Source organism: Stenotrophomonas sp. YJH_SMC_36, from assembly GCF_059369935.1.
In genome coordinates this window covers 280,541-298,949 of sequence record NZ_JCAFTD010000007.1, presented here as the reverse complement: position 1 = coordinate 298,949, position 18,409 = coordinate 280,541, and the positions used below count along the sequence as shown (strand labels likewise).

The 18,409-nt window shown below is 67.4% G+C and carries 21 protein-coding genes; 14 read left to right on the top strand and 7 right to left on the bottom strand.

Going from position 1 to position 18,409, the window contains the following annotated elements; translation table 11 throughout:
- Positions 1–107: 107 nt before the first annotated feature.
- Both rpmA and rplU read right to left on the bottom strand, forming a co-directional pair.
- Positions 108–371, bottom strand: a complete 264-nt coding sequence (gene rpmA / locus AC5P76_RS15510) for a 50S ribosomal protein L27 (RefSeq protein ID WP_053516127.1) — start codon at positions 369–371, stop codon at positions 108–110.
- A gap of 18 nt (positions 372–389) precedes the next feature.
- The gene (gene rplU / locus AC5P76_RS15505; RefSeq protein WP_006424709.1) at positions 390–698 is read right to left on the bottom strand and encodes a 50S ribosomal protein L21; all 309 of its coding nucleotides are present in this window, start codon (positions 696–698) and stop codon (positions 390–392) included.
- 318 nt (positions 699–1,016) lie between these two features.
- Here rplU and uvrA point away from each other — a divergent pair, with 318 nt between their 5' ends.
- Together uvrA and AC5P76_RS15495 are read left to right on the top strand one after the other, a co-directional pair.
- Complete coding sequence (uvrA, locus tag AC5P76_RS15500) at positions 1,017–4,001, top strand: excinuclease ABC subunit UvrA (RefSeq protein ID WP_053516129.1); 2,985 nt, start codon at positions 1,017–1,019, stop codon at positions 3,999–4,001.
- On the top strand, positions 4,001–4,408 hold the full coding sequence (locus tag AC5P76_RS15495; RefSeq protein ID WP_053516131.1) for an acyl-CoA thioesterase: 408 nt from the start codon (positions 4,001–4,003) through the stop codon (positions 4,406–4,408). Before uvrA ends, AC5P76_RS15495 begins: the two co-directional genes overlap by 1 nt.
- 105 nt (positions 4,409–4,513) lie before the next feature.
- Here AC5P76_RS15495 and AC5P76_RS15490 read toward each other — a convergent pair whose 3' ends face one another.
- Positions 4,514–4,954, bottom strand: coding sequence for a copper chaperone PCu(A)C (locus AC5P76_RS15490; RefSeq protein ID WP_053516133.1), 441 nt, complete (start codon positions 4,952–4,954; stop codon positions 4,514–4,516).
- Between the two features lie 34 nt (positions 4,955–4,988).
- Between AC5P76_RS15490 and AC5P76_RS15485 the strand changes: the two genes are divergently transcribed.
- The 4 genes from AC5P76_RS15485 (at position 4,989) to AC5P76_RS15470 (ending at position 8,649) form a co-directional block, all read left to right on the top strand.
- Positions 4,989–5,765: an enoyl-CoA hydratase/isomerase family protein gene (locus AC5P76_RS15485; protein WP_053516135.1), complete on the top strand. Its 777-nt coding sequence runs from the start codon at positions 4,989–4,991 to the stop codon at positions 5,763–5,765.
- A gap of 87 nt (positions 5,766–5,852) precedes the next feature.
- Entirely contained in the window at positions 5,853–6,773 is a 921-nt protein-coding gene (tesB, locus tag AC5P76_RS15480; protein ID WP_428993211.1) for an acyl-CoA thioesterase II, read from the top strand.
- A 4-nt stretch (positions 6,774–6,777) separates the two neighbouring features.
- Positions 6,778–7,287, top strand: coding sequence for a pathogenicity-like protein (locus tag AC5P76_RS15475; RefSeq protein WP_253120401.1), 510 nt, complete (start codon positions 6,778–6,780; stop codon positions 7,285–7,287).
- A 144-nt stretch (positions 7,288–7,431) separates the two neighbouring features.
- The gene (locus AC5P76_RS15470; protein WP_253120475.1) at positions 7,432–8,649 is read left to right on the top strand and encodes an RNA polymerase sigma factor; all 1,218 of its coding nucleotides are present in this window, start codon (positions 7,432–7,434) and stop codon (positions 8,647–8,649) included.
- Between the two features lie 50 nt (positions 8,650–8,699).
- On the opposite strand, the gene AC5P76_RS15465 is transcribed toward AC5P76_RS15470, so the two are convergent.
- On the bottom strand, positions 8,700–9,263 hold the full coding sequence (locus AC5P76_RS15465; RefSeq protein WP_253120472.1) for an EF-hand domain-containing protein: 564 nt from the start codon (positions 9,261–9,263) through the stop codon (positions 8,700–8,702).
- 155 nt (positions 9,264–9,418) lie between these two features.
- Here AC5P76_RS15465 and AC5P76_RS15460 point away from each other — a divergent pair, with 155 nt between their 5' ends.
- Entirely contained in the window at positions 9,419–10,174 is a 756-nt protein-coding gene (locus AC5P76_RS15460) for an arginyltransferase (protein WP_053516144.1), read from the top strand.
- Positions 10,175–10,212: 38 nt separating this feature from the next.
- The gene (locus tag AC5P76_RS15455; protein ID WP_253120468.1) at positions 10,213–11,418 is read left to right on the top strand and encodes an endonuclease/exonuclease/phosphatase family protein; all 1,206 of its coding nucleotides are present in this window, start codon (positions 10,213–10,215) and stop codon (positions 11,416–11,418) included.
- Between the two features lie 66 nt (positions 11,419–11,484).
- Here AC5P76_RS15455 and purT read toward each other — a convergent pair whose 3' ends face one another.
- A complete protein-coding gene (gene purT, locus AC5P76_RS15450) occupies positions 11,485–12,672 on the bottom strand; it encodes a formate-dependent phosphoribosylglycinamide formyltransferase (protein ID WP_065182365.1) in 1,188 nt (395 codons plus the stop codon).
- Positions 12,673–12,802: 130 nt separating this feature from the next.
- Here purT and AC5P76_RS15445 point away from each other — a divergent pair, with 130 nt between their 5' ends.
- From AC5P76_RS15445 to AC5P76_RS15420, 6 genes are read left to right on the top strand one after another with little or no spacing between them, the layout of a single operon-like run.
- Positions 12,803–13,684 (top strand): SPFH domain-containing protein, encoded by an 882-nt coding sequence (locus AC5P76_RS15445; RefSeq protein WP_053516150.1) that lies wholly within the window; start codon positions 12,803–12,805, stop codon positions 13,682–13,684.
- A 45-nt stretch (positions 13,685–13,729) separates the two neighbouring features.
- A complete protein-coding gene (locus AC5P76_RS15440; RefSeq protein WP_053516152.1) occupies positions 13,730–13,909 on the top strand; it encodes a type II toxin-antitoxin system antitoxin in 180 nt (59 codons plus the stop codon).
- Positions 13,906–14,085 (top strand): DUF4177 domain-containing protein, encoded by a 180-nt coding sequence (locus AC5P76_RS15435; protein ID WP_053516154.1) that lies wholly within the window; start codon positions 13,906–13,908, stop codon positions 14,083–14,085. The genes AC5P76_RS15440 and AC5P76_RS15435 overlap by 4 nt, the downstream gene beginning before the upstream one ends.
- A gap of 2 nt (positions 14,086–14,087) precedes the next feature.
- Entirely contained in the window at positions 14,088–15,377 is a 1,290-nt protein-coding gene (locus AC5P76_RS15430; RefSeq protein ID WP_065174601.1) for an alpha/beta hydrolase, read from the top strand.
- On the top strand, positions 15,374–15,967 hold the full coding sequence (locus tag AC5P76_RS15425; RefSeq protein WP_253120465.1) for a PH domain-containing protein: 594 nt from the start codon (positions 15,374–15,376) through the stop codon (positions 15,965–15,967). Before AC5P76_RS15430 ends, AC5P76_RS15425 begins: the two co-directional genes overlap by 4 nt.
- Positions 15,968–15,976: 9 nt before the next feature.
- Positions 15,977–16,786 (top strand): M15 family metallopeptidase, encoded by an 810-nt coding sequence (locus AC5P76_RS15420; RefSeq protein WP_253120462.1) that lies wholly within the window; start codon positions 15,977–15,979, stop codon positions 16,784–16,786.
- Positions 16,787–16,805: 19 nt separating this feature from the next.
- Here AC5P76_RS15420 and AC5P76_RS15415 read toward each other — a convergent pair whose 3' ends face one another.
- Together AC5P76_RS15415 and AC5P76_RS15410 are read right to left on the bottom strand one after the other, a co-directional pair.
- A complete protein-coding gene (locus AC5P76_RS15415) occupies positions 16,806–17,177 on the bottom strand; it encodes a DUF423 domain-containing protein (protein WP_253120459.1) in 372 nt (123 codons plus the stop codon).
- A 108-nt stretch (positions 17,178–17,285) separates the two neighbouring features.
- Positions 17,286–18,359 carry a polyketide cyclase gene (locus tag AC5P76_RS15410; RefSeq protein WP_053516163.1) on the bottom strand — a complete coding sequence of 358 codons (1,074 nt, stop codon included), beginning with the start codon at positions 18,357–18,359 and terminating at the stop codon, positions 17,286–17,288.
- Between the last annotated feature and the right edge of the window lie 50 nt (positions 18,360–18,409).

The window sequence follows — 18,409 nt, the reverse complement described above, 5'->3', positions numbered from 1 at the left end:
ACCCGGCGCAGCCGGTCTTGCTTTTACTCTAACGAAAAGCCCCGCCGAAGCGGGGCTCTTCATGCAGCATTCCCATGCCGGGGCACGGGTGCCGGCGGATGCCTGGATCAGGCTTCGGCCGAGACGATGCTGACGGTGCGACGCTTCTTCGGACCCTTGACCGAGAACTCCACCTTGCCGTCCACGAGGGCGAACAGGGTGTGGTCACGGCCCAGGCCGACGCCGGAACCCGGGTGGAACTGGGTGCCGCGCTGGCGCACGATGATGTTGCCTGCTTCGATGGCCTGGCCGCCGAAGATCTTGACGCCGAGGTACTTCGGGTTGGAGTCGCGACCGTTGCGCGAGGAGCCTACGCCCTTTTTATGTGCCATGACTGCTTCTCCTGATGCTTAGCCGGCGATGCCGGTGATCTCGATTTCGGTGTAGTACTGACGGTGACCCTGGCGCTTCATGTGGTGCTTGCGGCGACGGAACTTGATGATCCGGACCTTGTCAGCACGACCCTGGGACAGAACCTTGGCGGTGACGGCGGCGCCCTTCAGCGCATCGCCCAGCTTCACGCCATCGCTGTCGCCCAGCATCAGGATGTTGTCGAACTTGATCTCGCTGCCGACTTCGACTTCGAGCTTTTCAACGCGGAGCTTTTCGCCCTGCGCCACGCGGTATTGCTTACCGCCGGTGACCAGTACTGCGTACATGACCAGGCCTTCCTCTGTAGTTATTGTGGTCTGAGCTGCCGCCATCGAGGGCGGACAGGAGCGGAATTGTACGCAGATCAACGGCCGCGGGTCAAGTCAACCCCTGAACGGGCTGGGGGGCCCGGCCGGAACGGGGTCGGATCCCTTTTCACAACGTGAGAAGGGGATCTGACCCCCACCTGTCGGCCTGTCTCAAAAGGTGAGACACCGGGCTGGCATTGTCGCCCATTGCCCCCATCTGGTCACCTCGGTAGGCTGACCGATTGCCGTTCCCTGCTGGCCCGGCACCCAGCCAACGCCCCCACAACCGGATTCCCCATGGCGATGGATTTCATCCGCATCCGCGGCGCGCGGACGCACAACCTGAAGAACCTCGACCTCGACCTGCCCCGCGACAAGCTGATCGTGATCACCGGCCTGTCCGGCTCGGGCAAGTCGTCGCTGGCTTTCGACACGATCTACGCCGAAGGCCAGCGTCGCTACGTCGAGTCGCTGTCGGCCTACGCCCGGCAGTTCCTGAGCGTGATGGAGAAGCCGGACCTGGACCACATCGAGGGCCTGTCTCCGGCGATCTCGATCGAGCAGAAGTCGACGTCGCACAACCCGCGCTCGACGGTCGGCACGATCACCGAGATCTACGACTACCTGCGCCTGCTGTATGCCCGCGTCGGCACGCCGCGCTGCCCCGACCACGGCTATCCGCTGGAAGCGCAGACGGTCAGCCAGATGGTCGACCAGGTGCTGACGCTGGACCCGGAACAGCGCTACATGCTGCTGGCCCCGGTGATCCGCGACCGCAAGGGCGAACACGCGCAGGTATTCGACCAGCTGCGCGCACAGGGCTTCGTGCGCGTGCGCGTGGATGGCGAGCTGCATGAGATCGACGCGGTGCCGCCGCTGGCGCTGCGCCAGAAGCACACCATCGAGGCGGTGATCGACCGCTTCCGCCCGCGCGAGGACATCAAGCAGCGCCTGGCCGAGAGCTTCGAGACCGCGCTGAAACTCGGCGACGGCATGGCCTCGGTGCAGAGCCTGGACAACACCGCCAGCGCGCCGACCCTGTTCTCCTCCAAATACTCCTGCCCGGTCTGCGATTACTCGCTGCCGGAGCTGGAACCGCGCCTGTTCTCGTTCAACGCGCCGATGGGCGCCTGCCCCGGTTGTGATGGCCTGGGCATGGCCGAATTCTTCGATCCCTCGCGCGTGGTCGTGCATCCCGAGCTGTCCCTGGCCGCCGGCGCAGTGCGTGGCTGGGACCGTCGCAATGCGTACTATTTCCAGCTGATCGCCTCGCTGGCACGTCACTACAAGTTCGACGTCGATGCCGCCTGGAACTCGCTGCCGGCCAAGGTGCAGCAGGCGGTGCTGTATGGCAGCGGCGAGGACGCAATCACGTTCACCTACTTCACCGAAGCCGGCGGCCGCACCCAGCGCAAGCACCGCTTCGAGGGCATCATTCCCAACCTGGAACGCCGCTACAAGGAAACCGAGTCGGCGGCCGTGCAGGAGGAGCTCGGCAAGTACATCAGCGAGCGCGCCTGCCCCGAGTGCAACGGTGCCCGCCTGAACAAGGCTGCGCGCAACGTGTTCGTGGCCGACCGGCCGCTGCCGGACCTGGTGGTGCTGCCGATCGACGAAGCCCTGAAGTTCTTCAGCGAACTGAGCCTGCCGGGCTGGCGCGGCGAGATCGCCTCGAAGATCGTCAAGGAGATCGGCGAACGCCTGGGCTTCCTGGTCGACGTGGGGCTGGACTACCTCACTCTGGAGCGCAAGGCCGATACCCTCTCCGGTGGCGAGGCACAGCGCATCCGCCTGGCCAGCCAGATCGGTGCCGGCCTGGTCGGCGTGATGTACGTGCTCGACGAGCCGTCGATCGGCCTGCACCAGCGCGACAACGAACGCCTGCTGGGCACCCTCACCCGCCTGCGCGACCTCGGCAACACGGTGATCGTGGTCGAGCATGACGAAGATGCGATCCGCCTGGCCGACTACGTGCTGGACATCGGCCCGGGCGCGGGCGTGCACGGTGGCGAGATCGTCGGCCAGGGCACCCTGCAGGACATCCTGGATGCGCCCCGTTCGCTGACGGGCCAGTACCTGTCCGGCAAGCGCTCGATCGAGATTCCGGCGCGCCGGCACCGGCCGAATCCGAAGATGACCCTGCATCTGCGCGGCGCCAGCGGCAACAACCTGAAGGGGGTGGACCTGTCGATTCCCTCGGGCCTGCTGACCTGCGTGACCGGCGTGTCCGGCTCGGGCAAGTCGACGCTGATCAATGACACCCTGTTCTCGCTGGCCGCCAACGAGATCAACGGCTCCTCGCACCCTGTCGCCCCGTACAAGGAGATCGATGGCCTGGACCTGTTCGACAAGGTCGTGGACATCGACCAATCGCCGATCGGCCGCACCCCGCGCTCGAACCCGGCCACCTACACCGGCCTGTTCACCCCGCTGCGCGAGCTGTTCGCACAGGTGCCCGAAGCGCGTGCGCGTGGTTATTCACCGGGTCGTTTCAGCTTCAACGTGCGTGGCGGACGCTGCGAGGCGTGCCAGGGTGATGGCCTGATCAAGGTCGAGATGCACTTCCTGCCGGACGTGTACGTGCCCTGCGATGTCTGCCACGGCAAGCGCTACAACCGCGAAACGCTGGAGATCCTGTACAAGGGCTTCAACATCAACGATGTGCTGGAAATGACCGTCGAAGATGCGCTGAAGCTGTTCGAGCCCGTGCCGTCGATCGCGCGCAAGCTGGAAACGCTGGTGGATGTCGGCCTGAGCTACATCAAGCTGGGACAGAGCGCGACCACGCTGTCCGGTGGTGAAGCGCAGCGCGTGAAGCTGTCCAAGGAGCTGTCGCGCCGCGATACCGGCCGCACCCTGTACATCCTCGATGAACCGACCACCGGCCTGCACTTCCACGACATCGAAGCGCTGCTGGGCGTGCTGCACAAGCTGCGCGACGAAGGCAACACGGTGGTGGTGATCGAGCACAACCTCGATGTGATCAAGACCGCCGACTGGATCGTCGACCTGGGGCCGGAAGGCGGCCACCGGGGTGGCACCATCCTGGTCACCGGCACGCCGGAAGACGTGGCCGCCTGCCCGCAGTCGTACACCGGGCAGTTCCTGGCACGCATGCTGCCGTCCACCAGTGCGCGCCCGGAGCAGCCGGCCGCCGTGGCCAACAAGCCCGACGCCCGGCCGCCGCGCAAGGTGAAGCCGGAGAAGGTGGCGAAGAAGGCCGTGGCCGCCAAGAGCACCGGCAAGGCCAGCAAGAGCACGACCAAGAAGAAGGACGCCTGATGAGCAGCGAACACAAGATCCTGGCCCGCATCCCGATCAGCGTGCGCTGGCGCGACATGGACAGCATGGGCCATGTGAACAACGCCAAGTACATCTCCTACCTGGAGGAAGCGCGCGTGCGCTGGATGCTGGGCGTGGAAGGCGTGTCGATGACCGACCGCATCGCGCCGGTGGTGGCCGCGACCAACGTCAACTACCGGCTGCCGATCGTGTGGCCCAACGACATCCTGGTCGAACTGTTCGTCGAGCGCCTGGGCAACAGCAGCGTCACCATCGGTCATCGCATCGTCGACCAGCAGGACGAGTCGAAGCTGTACTCCGATGGCAACGTGGTGGTGGTCTGGATGGATACCCAGACCGGCAAAAGCGCGCCGCTGCCGGACGCGATCCGCAGCGCATCGAGCTGATGGACTGCGGGTGGGTGCCGGCCCGGGTCGGCCCCACCCCGCCGGGCATGGCCCGGCGCTACCGACGCCAGTCCGACCCTGATACCCGGCGGAACGGGCGCTGCATCATGGAGCGGCCTTGCGTACCGTCAGCGTTGCGCTGGCGGTGCCACCGCCCTCCAGCTGCAACTGCAGCGGCACGACCTGCCCTTCCTTCAAAGCTCCCTCGCCTTCCATCAGCATCAGGTGCAGGCCACCGGGCTTGAGCTCGGTGCGCGCCCCGGCTGCAATCGGCAGCCGTTCGACTTCGCGCATCCGGCTGACACCGTCGACCACGGTGGTCTCGTGCAGTGACACGTCGCCGAAGGCCCTGCTGCCCGCGCCCACCACCGTTACCGGCGCTGCGCAGCGGTTCACGATCGTCCCGTAACCCGCCGTCATCGGCATGGCCGGGTTCGGCGGCAGGCGCACCCAGCCCTGCTCCACCGTCACACAGCGTGATTCCGCCGCCGCTGCTGCGGACGCACACAGAAGCAACAGTACGCCAACGAATGGTTTGGTTATCATCGCCCACGTTCCTTCTTCGCAACGAGACCGCAGCATGACGACGCTCATCGAGGTGATCAACCATGGTCCCATCCGCGAACTGCGCCTGGCGCGGCCGCCGGTCAATGCGCTGGACACCGACCTGTGCCGGCAGCTGATCCACGCCGTCGAGCAGGCCATGGCCGACGATGCGCACGGCATCGTGCTGTCCGGCAGCGAGCGCGTGTTCACCGGCGGCATGGACGTGCCGCACCTGCTCTCCCACGGCGATGACAAGCACAAGCTGCTGGATACCTGGAATGCCTTCTTCGGCGCGGTACGTACGCTGGCCGAGAGCCGCATCCCGGTGGTCGCCGCGATCACCGGCCACGCCCCTGCCGGCGGTTGCGTGCTCGCCCTGTGCTGCGATTACCGGGTGATGGCGCGCAGCGCCGACCCGGCACGCCCGTATGCCATCGGACTGAACGAGGTGCAGGTCGGCCTGATCGCACCGGAAGGCATCCAGCGCCTGCTGCGCCGTACCGTCGGCGTGCACCGCGCGGGGGTGCTGCTCACCACCGGTGCCCTGGTGCCGGCCGAGCAGGCGCTGCAGATCGGCCTGGTCGACGAACTGGCCGAGGGCGATCTGGTGGTCGCCCGCGCCGTGGCCTGGCTGCAGAACCTGCTCAGGCAGCCGCGGCAGCCGATGCTGCTGACCCGCGCCGTGGCCCGCAATGACCTGCACGAAGCGCTGCACCCGGACCTGATCCAGCTGGACCGGTTCGTAGAGGCCTGGTTCGCCCCGGACGCACAGAATGCCCTGCAGGCGCTGGTGGCGCGGCTGGGCAAGTAACGGTCTCCGCGCTCTGGGGTCAGCCCCCTTCTGCAATGCGAAAGGGATCCGACCCCGGACCGGTATAATCAAGGCCTCTTCATTGTTGTGGCCGCCCCCTTGAACGACACGCCCGAACCCGTCGTCTCCGAGCTGATCGACCTGCTCACCCTGGAGCGGCTGGAGGACAACCTGTTCCGCGGACAAAGCCGCGACATCGGCACCAAGTACGTGTTCGGCGGGCAGGTGCTGGGCCAGGCGCTGGCCGCCGCCCAGGCCACGGTCGACAACGGGCGCCATGTGCATTCGCTGCACGCGTATTTCCTGCGGGCCGGCAACATCGACCATCCGATCGTCTACGACGTGGACCGCACCCGCGATGGCGGCAGCTTCTCCGTGCGCCGGGTGACCGCGATCCAGCATGGCAAGGTGATCTTCTTCTGTGCTGCCTCGTTCCAGCAGGCGGAGACCGGTGCCGAGCATCAGCACAAGATGCCCGAAGTGCCTCAACCGGAAGACATCGAGCCGAACCGCCCGTTGCCGGCCGAAGTGCTGGAGCGGCTGCCGATCAAAGTGCAGCGCTGGCTCTCGCGCGGTGGCCCGTTCGAGTTCCGCCACGTCTATCCCCGCGACGAACTGAATCCGCCCAAGCGCCCGCCCTATCACCAGGTCTGGATGCGGTTGAGCGAACCGGTCGGCGATGCCCCCGAGCTGCACCAGGCGCTGCTGGCCTACGCGTCCGACTTCCATCTGCTGGGCACGGCGACCTTCCCGCACGGTATCAGCTACTACCATCCGCACGTGCAGATGGCCTCGCTCGACCACGCGATCTGGTTCCACCGCCCGTTCCGCGCCGACGACTGGCTGCTCTATTCGCTGGACAGCCCCAGTGCGCAGGATTCGCGCGGCCTCGCCCGCGGCCAGTTCTTCACCCGCAATGGCGTGCTGGTGGCCAGCACGGCACAGGAGGGCCTGATCCGCGTGGTTCCCGACCAGACTGCTGTGGCCGCCGTGCCGGCCAAGGACTGATCCGATGCGTCAGATCTTCAGCAGCCAGCGTGTGGAAACCGTCGAGGGCGTGGCCGAGCTCCTGCGCAGCCATGGCATCGAAGTGAAGGTGACCAATGGTCGCTCGTACAAGACCCGGCGGCGCGGCCAGTTCAGCTATACCGACCTGGGCAATACGCAGGGCTATCCAGCGGTCTGGATCGTGCGCGCCGACGACCAGCCACGTGCGCGCGACATCCTGCGCGATGCACGCCTGCTCGATACCACCCGCCGCGACCATCCCACGGCCGAGTTCGCGTTCCGCGACACGCCGGATGCCGGCAGCGGCGGGCGCAGCTGGGCCTGGCGGATCCGCATCGCACTGCTGGTGGTGATCGCTGGCGTGGCGCTGGTGATCGGCCTGCGCCACCGCGGTGGCCCGGCCCCCGCAGCACCCGCCCCCGCCCCACAGGCCCAGCCGCAGCAGACGCAGCCGGCCCCGCAGGCGCCGCAGGAAGAGGAAGAAGTCCGCGTCCGCATCCATCCGTCGACGTAACGACACCGGTAGCGCCGGGCCATGCCCGGCGAGCGCAGCGGACAGAAAAGCCGCCGGGCATGGCCCGGCGCTACCGGGGCGCGAACCGGTCACATTCGGCACGCGGCCCCGTCATGGGACACAATCCCTGCAGGAGCCGCTGCCATGACGACGTTCGCCGCCAGCATCGACCAGACCCTGGAACGTGAACTGCCAGCCGCCAGCAGCGGCTGCCAGCAGGCGTACGGGCGCATCGTGCTCGCCTGCCAGAACACCGTGACCGCCATCGCCCTGGCCATTACCGGCGATCGCCAGGCCAGCGAGGACATCGCGCAGGAAGCGTTCGTGAAGGGCTGGCAGCAGCTGCACCAGCTGCGCAGTTCCACCAGCTTCCTGCCCTGGCTGCGGCAGATCACCCGCAACCTCGCGCGCGACTGGCTGCGTGCGCAGCGCGGCAGGCCCCTGAGCGGCGAAGCCGCCGAAGTTGCGCTGGGCATGGCGGCCGACCCCTCGCCGACTGCCGCCGACCGCCTGCAGCGACTGGAAGAGGAGGTTGCCGCCGAGGACATCATCTCGGCGCTGCCCACCGACAGCCGCGAAGTCCTGCTGCTTTACTACCGGGAAGGTCAGCGCTCGCAGCAGGTGGCGGACCTGCTGGGCCTGAGTGATGCGGCGGTGCGCAAGCGCCTGTCGCGGGCCCGCGCGCAGGTCCGCGAGGGACTGCTGCAGCGCTTCGGCGAATTCGCGCGCAGCAGCGCACCCAGCGCTGCCTTCGCAACCACCGTGGTCTCGATGGTGCTGATCGCTGCGCCCGGCACGGCCAGTGCCGCGATCCTGCTCGGCACCGGTGTGGGCATTGGCGGCAGCAAGCTGGGGTTGGGCGGCGCCAGCGCAGCCGGCGGTACCGCGATGGGATCGCTGACAGCGGCGCTGGGGCACCTGCATCTGGTCCCGGCCCACAACTGGGCAGCGATCGCCGGTGCCGTGCTGGGCGGCGTGCTGGGCAGCTACCTGGGCGGTCGCTTCCTGCTGTCCTACGCCGAAACGGAACCGGAGCGGACCCAGGTCCGACGCTTCGTCCATCTCAACACCTGGACCGTGATGGCCTGCTGCCTGTCCATACTGCTGGTCGTGCTGCTGCAGACGCCGGTATGGGTACACCTGGTGGTCATGGCCATCGGCCTGGGTGCGGTCAACTACCAGTGCCTGGGACCGCTGCAGCGCCTGATGCGGCCCTTGATCGTGCGCGACGCAGCGCGGCGCGGGCGGCAGGGCATCAACTGGAAGTACGAAGCGATGTACGGCCGCAGCGCCATCATCGCGATGAACCTGCTGGTGATCGCCCTGGTGGCCTATACGCTGCTCGACAGCGGTCGCCTGTAACGGACGACGCCGGCAGTCTGCCGGCGTCGTCGTTGAACGTTGCGCCGTGATCAGCGCTGCGGCTTCGGTGCGGCGCCGTCACGCGGGCCCCCGTGGCGCGGGCCGCCATGCATCGGGCCCTTCGCCGCATCGAATTCGGCCTTGCTCAACTGGCCGTCCTTGTTGGTGTCGGCAGCGGCGAACCAGGCGTCGCGATGCTGCTTCATGCGCAGCTCGCGATCAGCCTTGTCCAGATAGCCGTCCTTGTTGAGATCGAGCTGGTCGAAACGTGCCGCCAGGCGCGCATCGGCCTTGGCCTCTTCGCGGCTGATGCGGCCGTCCTTGTCGGTGTCCAGCCTGGCCCAGCGCTCGCCGCCATGGCCGCCACGACGACCATGCTGCCAGCGCGGCATTTCATCGCGCGACAGCCTGCCGTCCTTGTTGCGGTCCAGTTCGTCGAACTTGGCCGCCAGACGTGGGTTGGCAGCGGCCTCGCTGCGGTCGATGACACCGTCACCGTTGGTGTCCAGCTTGGCCGGACGCTGTGCCGGTGCGGTCGGGGGAGTCGCCGCCAGCGCGACACCGGAGGCGGACGTGGCAAGCAGCAGGGCCAGCAGCAGGGGGGTACGGATCATGAGGTCACTCCTGGGGATGAGGTTGCGTCGGGGTGATCAGTTCACCCTCGAATGACAACAACGCCCGGCCGCGACGGCGGTTGACGCGGTCGCCAGTTCCGTTCATCCGGCGGACAGTCGCGTTCATTGCGACACGCTGGGGCTATGCTGTGGCCATGGCGATCCACGGCGACAGAGACGACGAACTGCGGCTGTTCCAGACCGGCGAGCACCCCTGCGGGTACTGGCCGGACCGGGTGGCGCGCGACCTGGTGATGGATCCCCACGACCGTCGCCTGGGCGGCCTGTATCCACTCGCACTCAGCTGGGGCTTCCGCCGCAGCGGCGACCTGGTCTATCGGCCCCACTGCGCGCAGTGCCATGCCTGCGTGGCGGTACGGATTCCGGTGGCCCGGTTCGCGCCGGACCGCAGCCAGCGTCGCTGCGCCACCCGCAACGCCGACCTGGAGGTGCGGATCACCGCCGCCACTGCGCGCGAGGATCTGTTTGCCCTCTACCACCGCTATCTGGTGCACCGCCACGCCAACGGCGGCATGGACGATCATGGCCCGCATGAGTTCGAGCAGTTCCTGATCGGCAGCTGGTCGCACACCCGCTTCCTGGAGATGCGCCTGCCGGGCCACGATGGCCGGCCCAGCCAGCTGCTCGGAGTGGCCGTCACCGATGTCACCGAGCACGGCCTTTCGGCGGTCTATACCTTCTTCGATCCAGACCACGCAGCGCGGGGACTGGGCACGTTCGCCATCCTGCAGCAGATCGAATGGGCGCGTCGCGAAGGACTGCCGCACGTCTATCTGGGCTACTGGATCCGTGAACACCAGAAAATGGACTACAAGCGCCGCTTCCGTCCGCTGGAGGCCTACGATGGCCGTCGCTGGCACGATTTCGACCGCGATCTGGACGGCCGCTGACAAACCGCTGACACCGGGCGGGGTGCACAATAGGCGGCATGAACGCCCAACCCCTGATCCTTGCCCTGGCCCTGCTGTGTGGCGCTGCGGCCCCTGCTCTTGCCAGGACCCCTGCGATGACCGAAACACCGTCCGCATCGCTGCGCCTGGCCACCTACAACACGTCGCTGTACTCCGATGAGGCCGGCGGCCTGATCAGGGAGCTTGAAGGCGACAGCGCGCATGCGCGCAAGATTGCCGCCGTGCTGCAGCAGGTGCGCCCGGACCTGGTGCTGCTGAACGAATTCGATTTCGACGACGCCCATCGCGCCGCCGACCTGTTCCAGAAACGCTACCTGGAAGTGGCGCAGCCGGGCGGCGGCGCGCCGCTGCACTTCGCCTACCGCTACCTGGCCCCGGTCAACACCGGCGTGCCCAGTGGCCTGGACCTGGACAACAACGGCGTGGTCGGCGGCGAAGGTCGCAGCCGTGGCAACGATGCCTGGGGCTACGGCCTGCACCCGGGCCAGTACGGCATGCTGGTGCTGTCGCGCTACCCGATCGATGAAGCCAGGGTACGCAGCTTCCAGTTGCTGAAGTGGAGCACGATGCCGGGCGCGATCCGTCCGGTCGATCCGCGCAGCGGGCAGAGCTTCTACAGCGACGCCGTGTGGTCGCAGCTGCGCCTGTCGTCGAAGTCGCACTGGGATGTACCGGTGCAGACCCCGGCAGGCGTGGTGCATGCGCTGGTCTCGCACCCGACGCCGCCGGTGTTCGACGGCCCGGAAAAGCGCAACGCGGCGCGCAACCACGACGAACTGCGCCTGTGGCAGGAGTATCTCACCGCGGGTGACAAGCCCTGGCTGTGCGACGACAAGGGCCAGTGCGGAGGTCTGGCGCAGGATGCACGCTTCGTGATCCTCGGCGATCTCAACAACGACCCGGTCGACGGCGATGGCCGCCACGAGGCGATCGTCGAACTGATCGAGAACGCACGCGTATTGCGCTACCCCACCCCGCGCAGCGCGGGGGGTGAGCAAACCAGCCTCGCCTATACCGCCAAGGGCATCGTGCGCAAGGGTGCGCCCTCCCACGCCACCGGCGACTTTGGCCCGAAGTCCGGCACCCTGCGACTGGATTACGTGCTGCCTTCCACCGGGTTCGAGTACGTGGGCAGCGGCGTGTTCTGGCCAGCCAGCAACAGCCCTGAAGCGAAGATTGCCGACGGCAGCGACCATCACCTGGTGTGGGTGGATGTGAAGTGACCCCAGGCGCCAGGCGCGCTGCTCTGCCTTGAAGATAGCCGCCGGGCGCGGCCCGGCGCTACCGGCTTACGGGCGCAGTTCGACGCCGATGGCGTCGGCGGCATCACGGGCGATCGAGCGCGCCTCGTCGACGGTGTCGGCGCGCGCCAGGGTGACGCCGACACGGCGCTGACCGTGCACGCTCGGCTTGCCGAACAGGCGCACGGCCGTATCCGGCACCTGCAGTGCGGCCGCGACGTTGTTGAAGTACGGCACGCCTTCGCCCTGCGCCAGCAATGCACAGGATGCCGACGGACCACTCTGGCGGATCACCGGAACCGGCAGGCCCAGGATGGCGCGTGCGTGCAGCGCGAACTCGCTCAGCTCCTGCGATACCAGCGTCACCAGGCCGGTGTCGTGCGGGCGCGGCGACACTTCGCTGAACCACACTTCATCGCCCTTCACGAACAGCTCCACGCCGAACAGGCCCCAGCCACCCAGGTCATCGGTGATCGCACGCGAGATCTCCTCCGCGCGCGCCAGCGCCTTGTCCGACATCGGCTGCGGCTGCCAGCTCTCGCGGTAATCGCCGTCCTTCTGCAGATGACCGATCGGCGCGCAGAACGAGGTGCCTGCCGCGTGGCGCACGGTCAGCAGAGTGATCTCGTAGTCGAAATCGATGAATCCCTCGACGATGCAGCGGCCGGCGCCCGCGCGGCCGCCGGTCTGCGCATACTCCCAGGCCGGCGCGATGTCCGCTTCGCTGCGCAGCGTGCTCTGTCCCTTGCCCGAGGAGGACATCACCGGCTTGACCACGCACGGCAGGCCGATGGCGGCCACGGCGGCGCGGTACTCCGCCTCGGTATCGACAAAGCGGTAGGGCGAGGTTGGCAGGCCCAGCGTCTCGGCGGCCAGGCGGCGGATGCCCTCACGGTCCATGGTCAGGCGTGCGGCACGCGCGGTGGGGATCACCCGCAGGCCCTGCTCCTGTTCCAGCTGTACCAGCGTCTCGGTGTGGATCGCCTCGATCTCCGGCACCACCAGATGAGGCTGTTCCTGGGCGATCAGCGCACGCAGCGCCATCGCATCCAGCATGTCGATCACGTGCGAACGATGCGCGACCTGCATGGCGGGCGCATCGGCGTAGCGGTCGGCGGCGATCACCTCCACGCCCAGCCGCTGCAGCTCGATGGCCACTTCCTTGCCGAGTTCGCCCGAGCCCAGCAGCAGCACACGGGTGGCGGAGGGCGAGAGGGGGGTTCCGAGCTTGGCCATGGAAGGGTCCGGCAGTGATGTGAAGGCGGGTGGGCATTCTAGCCGGTCCAGCGGCGGTTCCCGACGAACGGTAGTCGCCATCTGATATCAATTTGATATCGTCGCCTCGAACCCTCAAGGACGTACTGCCATGAAAGAGAAGTCGCTGTCCTCCCTCAACGGCCTGGGCACTCTGGCGGGCGCATTGCTCGTCGCCGTCTTCGGCGGTGTGCTGTTCGTGCTGGGCATCGCCGCCAAGGCGTCGACCGGCTCCCCCAACCTGCTGATGATGCTGGTTGGCGCGCTGGTCGCGGTGGTGGCGCTGTTCGCGCTGGCGGGCCTGTACACCGTGCAGCCGAACCAGGCCGCGGTGGTGAGCCTGTTCGGCAAGTACGTCGGCACCGTGAAAGACAATGGCCTGCGCTGGAACAACCCCTTCTACAGCAAGCGCCACGTCAGCCAGCGCGTGCGCAATTTCGAAAGCGGCAAGCTGAAGGTCAACGAGCTCGATGGCAGCCCGATCGAGATCGCCGCAGTGATCGTCTGGCAGGTGGTCGATGCCTCCGAAGCGGTCTACAACGTGGACGACTACGAGAGCTTCGTGCACATCCAGTCCGAATCGGCGCTGCGCGCGATGGCCACCAGCTATCCCTACGACCAGCATGAAGAGGGCCAGCTGGCGCTGCGCAGCCACGCCAGCGAGATCTCCCAGCACCTGAAGAACGAGTTGGCCGAGCGCCTGGCCGACGCCGGCGTGCAGGTGATCGACGCACGCATCAGCCACCTGGCCTATGCTGCCGAAATCGCCCAGGCCATGCTGCAGCGCCAGCAGGCCAACGCGGTGATCGCGGCACGCACGCGCATCGTTGCCGGTGCGGTCGGCATGGTCGAGATGGCCCTGGGCGAACTGCAGAAGAACGGCGTGGTGCAGCTGGACGAGGAACGCAAGGCGCACATGGTCAGCAACCTGTTGACCGTGCTGTGTTCGGACCGGGGCACGCAGCCGATCGTCAACGCCGGTTCGCTGTACTGAATCACCCTCGCAACGGGGCGCCCCACCGCCCCGCCAGGAGCATCCATGAGCGAGAAGAAAGCCTATCCACTGCGCATCAACGCCGACGTCCTGGCCGCGGCGCAGCGCTGGGCCGACGACGAACTGCGCAGCCTCAACGCGCAGATCGAGTACCTGCTGCGCGACGCGCTGCGCAAGGCCGGCAGGCTGCCGCATCCCAAGCCACCTCAGGAGGAGAAGGAATGAGCAAGCGCTGGACGTACCAGACCCTGGAAGTGCCCTCGACGCTGATGGGCAGCATGAAGACCGAAGCCGTGCAGGAGGCGTTGAACAAGCAGGGCCAGCTTGGCTGGGAGCTGGTCAACATCGTGATCCCCGCGCCGATGAGCGCAGCGGTGCTGGTCTTCAAGAAGGAGCTCTGACCATGAAGACCCGCCGTTCGCTGTTCGCCCTGTCACTGGCGCTGCTGAGCGGTGGCGCATTCGCCGCCGAACCGCAGCAGGTTGCCGCCCGCTTGCTGGACCACCTGCAGGCCGGCCGCATCGCCGATGCAGAGGCGATGCTGACCCCGCAGATGGCCCGTGCCGTTCCCGCCGAGAAGCTCGACAGCGTGTGGCGGTCCCTGGGCGAACTGCAGCAGCGGGGCCAGGCCCGCAGCAGCGAGCAGCAGGGCCTGCACCTGGTGGAAGTGCCGCTGCAGTTCACCGGTGGCGCGGTGATCGCGCAGGTGGCCGTGGATGCACAGGACAAGGTCGCCGGCCTGCTGCTGCGCCCCGCCCCCGCGGCCAAGGCACCGCCGCCGCCGGCCGATGCGACCTACAGCGAAGTTGATTTCAGTGTGCCGCAGACACGCGGTGCGCTGCCCGGCACGCTGGCGCTGCCCAAGGGCAAAGGCCCGTTCCCGGCAGTGGTGCTGGTGCACGGCTCGGGCCCGCAGGACCGTGACGAAACCATCGGCGGCAACCGTCCCTTCCTCGATATCGCCCGTGGCCTCGCCGCGCACGGAATCGCGGTACTGCGCTACGACAAGCGCACTCTCGCCCGGCCCCAGGATTTCCAGAGCGGCACCTTCACTGTCGATGACGAATCCACCGACGATGCGGTGGCGGCACTGGAGGCCGTCGCCAGCGACCCGCGCATCGACGGCCGCCGCGTGTTCGTGCTCGGCCACAGCCAGGGCGGCATGCTTGCGCCACGCATCGCCAGCCGCTGGCCACAGGCGCGTGGCGCCATCCTGTGGGCCGCTCCCGCGCGCACGCTGCTGGACCTGCTGCCGGAACAGAACCGCTACCTGCTGAGCCTGGACGGCGACATCAGCGCGGCCGGTCAGGCGCTGCTGGACAAACTGGACAGCCAGATCGCCGCAGCACGTGGCAGCACGCCGGTACCCGCCAGCGAACTGCCACTCGGCGTTCCGCAGTCCTTCTGGAAGAGCATCGAAGCCGTAGATGCCCGCGCCGATGCACAGCGGCTGCGCGCACCGCTGCTGATGCTGCATGGAGGGCGCGATTTCCAGGTTCCCGATGCCGACTGGGCACTCTGGCAGAAGGCCCTCGCCCGGCGCGACGATGTGCAGTGGCGGACCTATCCGGCGCTGAACCACATCGGCATCGCTGGCAGCGGCCCGAGTTCGTTGAAGGAGTACACCCGGCCCGGCCATGTCGATGCGGGGTTGATCGATGACATCGCCCGATGGGTGGAGGCACAACGATGAGCCCCAATGAAGCCCGTCCGTTCGAGCTGGCTGGCAGTTCACCCCTGCGCGTGCTGTGGGTGCTGTTGCCGGTGCTGGCCGTGCTGGTCATCAGCGTGTACGTGCAGTTCAGCCGCACGCGTGCGCCTGCACCATGGATGGAAGTCACCCTGTCGCCGCCGTTCTTCCTGATGAACGGCAGCGCGGCATGGAGCATCGCCGTGCTGGTGCTGATCGGCCTGGGCCTGGGCACTTCGTTCTTCCGCCGCCGCGTGGAGCTGGTGGGTGGCGTGCTGGATGTGCGCTCGACGCTGTACCGGCGGCGTACACCGGTGCGCGACATGCTGCTGGACCAGGCCGAGGTGGTGGACCTGGCGCAGGACCGCCGCTATGGCATCCGCTTCAAGACCAACGGCTACTCGATGCCCGGCTTCTATTCCGGGCATATGCGGCTGCACGGCGGCGGCAAGGGCTTCGCCCTGGTCACCGACCGTCACCGCACGCTGGCGATCCCGGTGCGCGGCGGCAGCACCCTGCTGCTGAGCATGGAACGCCCACAGGCATTGCTTGACGCCCTGCGCAAGGTGGCCGCAGCCGCGCCACGGCAGTAAGCTGCGGACATGCATCGCCGACCGCTGCTGCTGCTGAACACCGAGGCCATCGAACTGTGGCCGGCCGATCTGCTGCGCGCGCGCAGCAACCTCGATGCACGCCTGCTGGCGCGGGCCCGCTGGGTGCTGCGGCGCAAGCGCGATGGCCGCTATCTGGCCGCCGTGCTGACGCAGGGCGTTCATTCGCTGGTGCCGCGCCTGCCGCACGAGCCTGGCGTGGAGGAGGCGCTGGCACTGCTGGATGCCCGCGCGTCACGCCCTTTCGCTGCGGCACTGGAGCAGCGATGGCTGCCCCTGGCGCGCTTGCAGCAACGCCTGCAGCACCTTGGCCTGGATGCGCAGGGTTACGCGGATGACACCGGGCTGCCGCTGGAAGCCGAGCCGTGCCTGCTGCATTTCGCCGGCCGCGATCGCTTTTCGCGGCCCCTGTGGTTACGCCGCGACGCGGCGCAGGGGTGGCGGCGGATGCGCCTGCACGCGGCCCGCGATGGCGTTGCCCTGGATGCCATTTCCGGCTTCCGCAGCCATGCGTACCAGTTGGGAATCTTCGAGCGGAAGCGCGGCCGCGGCCTGAGCGTGGCGGAGATCCTGAAGGTCAACGCCGCGCCGGGCTTCAGCGAACACCACAGCGGGCACGCACTGGATATCGGCACCCCGGGCGATGCACCTGCAGAGGAATCGTTCGAGCGTACCGATGCGTTCGCGTGGCTGCAGGCGCACGCCCGCGGGCATGGATTCCACCTGAGCTACCCGCGCGGCAACCCGCACGGGATCGTCTACGAGCCCTGGCACTGGTGCTGGAGACCGGCCAACGGCTGAGCCCCTCCCCGCACTGCCCTCACCGCCGCAGGGCGTCGATCGCCAGCAGCACCCATCCCATCATCAGGCTGGTGCCGCCCACAGGCGCCAGCCGGGTAGGCCACTGCCAGAGCGCGCTGCCCACCAGGCTGCCGGAGAACAGCCCGACGCCCAGCAGCAGCACGTACAGCGCCAGATGTGCGATCACGCCCTGCGCGCGCCGTCCCACTGCAACCAGCACGGCACCATGGGCGAACGCATACAGCGCCGCCATGTTCAGATGCTGCTGCGCCTGCGGATCGGACACGCCATGCGAGGCATAGGCCGACAGGCCGATCGAAGCGGCCGCCAACAGCGCACCGATGCAGGCCAGCAGCGAGGGCTTACGCGCACGTCGTTCCAGATTGAACATGACTGCTCCTTGCGCGGCGCCCGCCCGGCGGCGGACGCGGGATGAAAAAAAACGCGCCGCAGGAAGCGGCGCGTTTTCGTGTCCAACACTACATGGGTCAGCCAGCGCTTACTTGACGGCCCAGTAGATGTCGTAGGTGCCTTCCTGGGTGAACGACTTGTCCACGCCGTCCTTCCACGATTCGTACGGACGGTCGATGACTTCGTTGCCCGAGGTCACTGCCCACGCACGCAGGCCGTTGCGGGCCACGTCCAGGCCGGCCATGTGACCGGTGTAGGCCGCATGCGCCGAACGGTGCGGGGCGACATGCACGTACTTGACCGGGGCACCACCGTCGATCTTGACGGTCAGCTCCTCACCGGTGGCACCTTCGGTACCCTTCTTCTTCACCGGCTGTGCGATGTCGAAGGCGTACTTCTCGGCACCGAAATCGGTGGTGATGATGCGGAACGGACCGGCGGCTTCAAGGCCATTGGCCTCCATCACGCGCTTGATCCACTCCTGGTTGTCCTTGATGGACTTGGTGATGGTGTCCTGGCCGCGGTCGACGTTGCCGGCGTTGACGACCAGCAGGTCTTCGGCCGGCACCTGCACGATACCCAGATCGGTCAGCGGCGCTTCCGGGGTGCGGTAGTCGACGTTCGGCACGGTGGCCAGCATGTTCGCCATGCGCGACAGGCCCAGCTTGATGTCGTCGCCGATCTGGCGGCTGACATACAGGCCGGCGTAGCGACCGAACAGGTCGAAGCCGTACTTCACCGAGTAGTCCTGGGTGATCTTGACGTTGCGACCGCCCTTGCCGGTCGGCTCCAGATTGAAGGTGGTGACCTTGTCGTGACCCTTGGTCGGGTCTTCGATGGCGATCACAACACGCTTGTTCTCTTCGGCCTCGGTCACCTTCCAGGAACCGTTGCCCAGGTCCTTGGAGGAGAAGTCGAGGGTGGCACCGACGCCGGAGGCCGGGCCGGACAGCTTCAGTTCAACGGCGGGATCGCGCAGTACCAGCGGGTTCCAGTCCTTGAAGCGGCGCAGGCTGCTGACCGTGTCGTACACGATCGTCATCTTGCGGTTGGTCTCGATGCTTTCGGTGATGTGGCGCTCGCCCGGCAGACATACGCCAATGATGACGAACAGGCCAGCCACGATCCCCAAGGCGATCAGGAACTCGATAATACGGGTCATTCAGGAGTCTCCGGGGCCGATCCCACGGCCGGGTTGATTGAAGCGAAGCG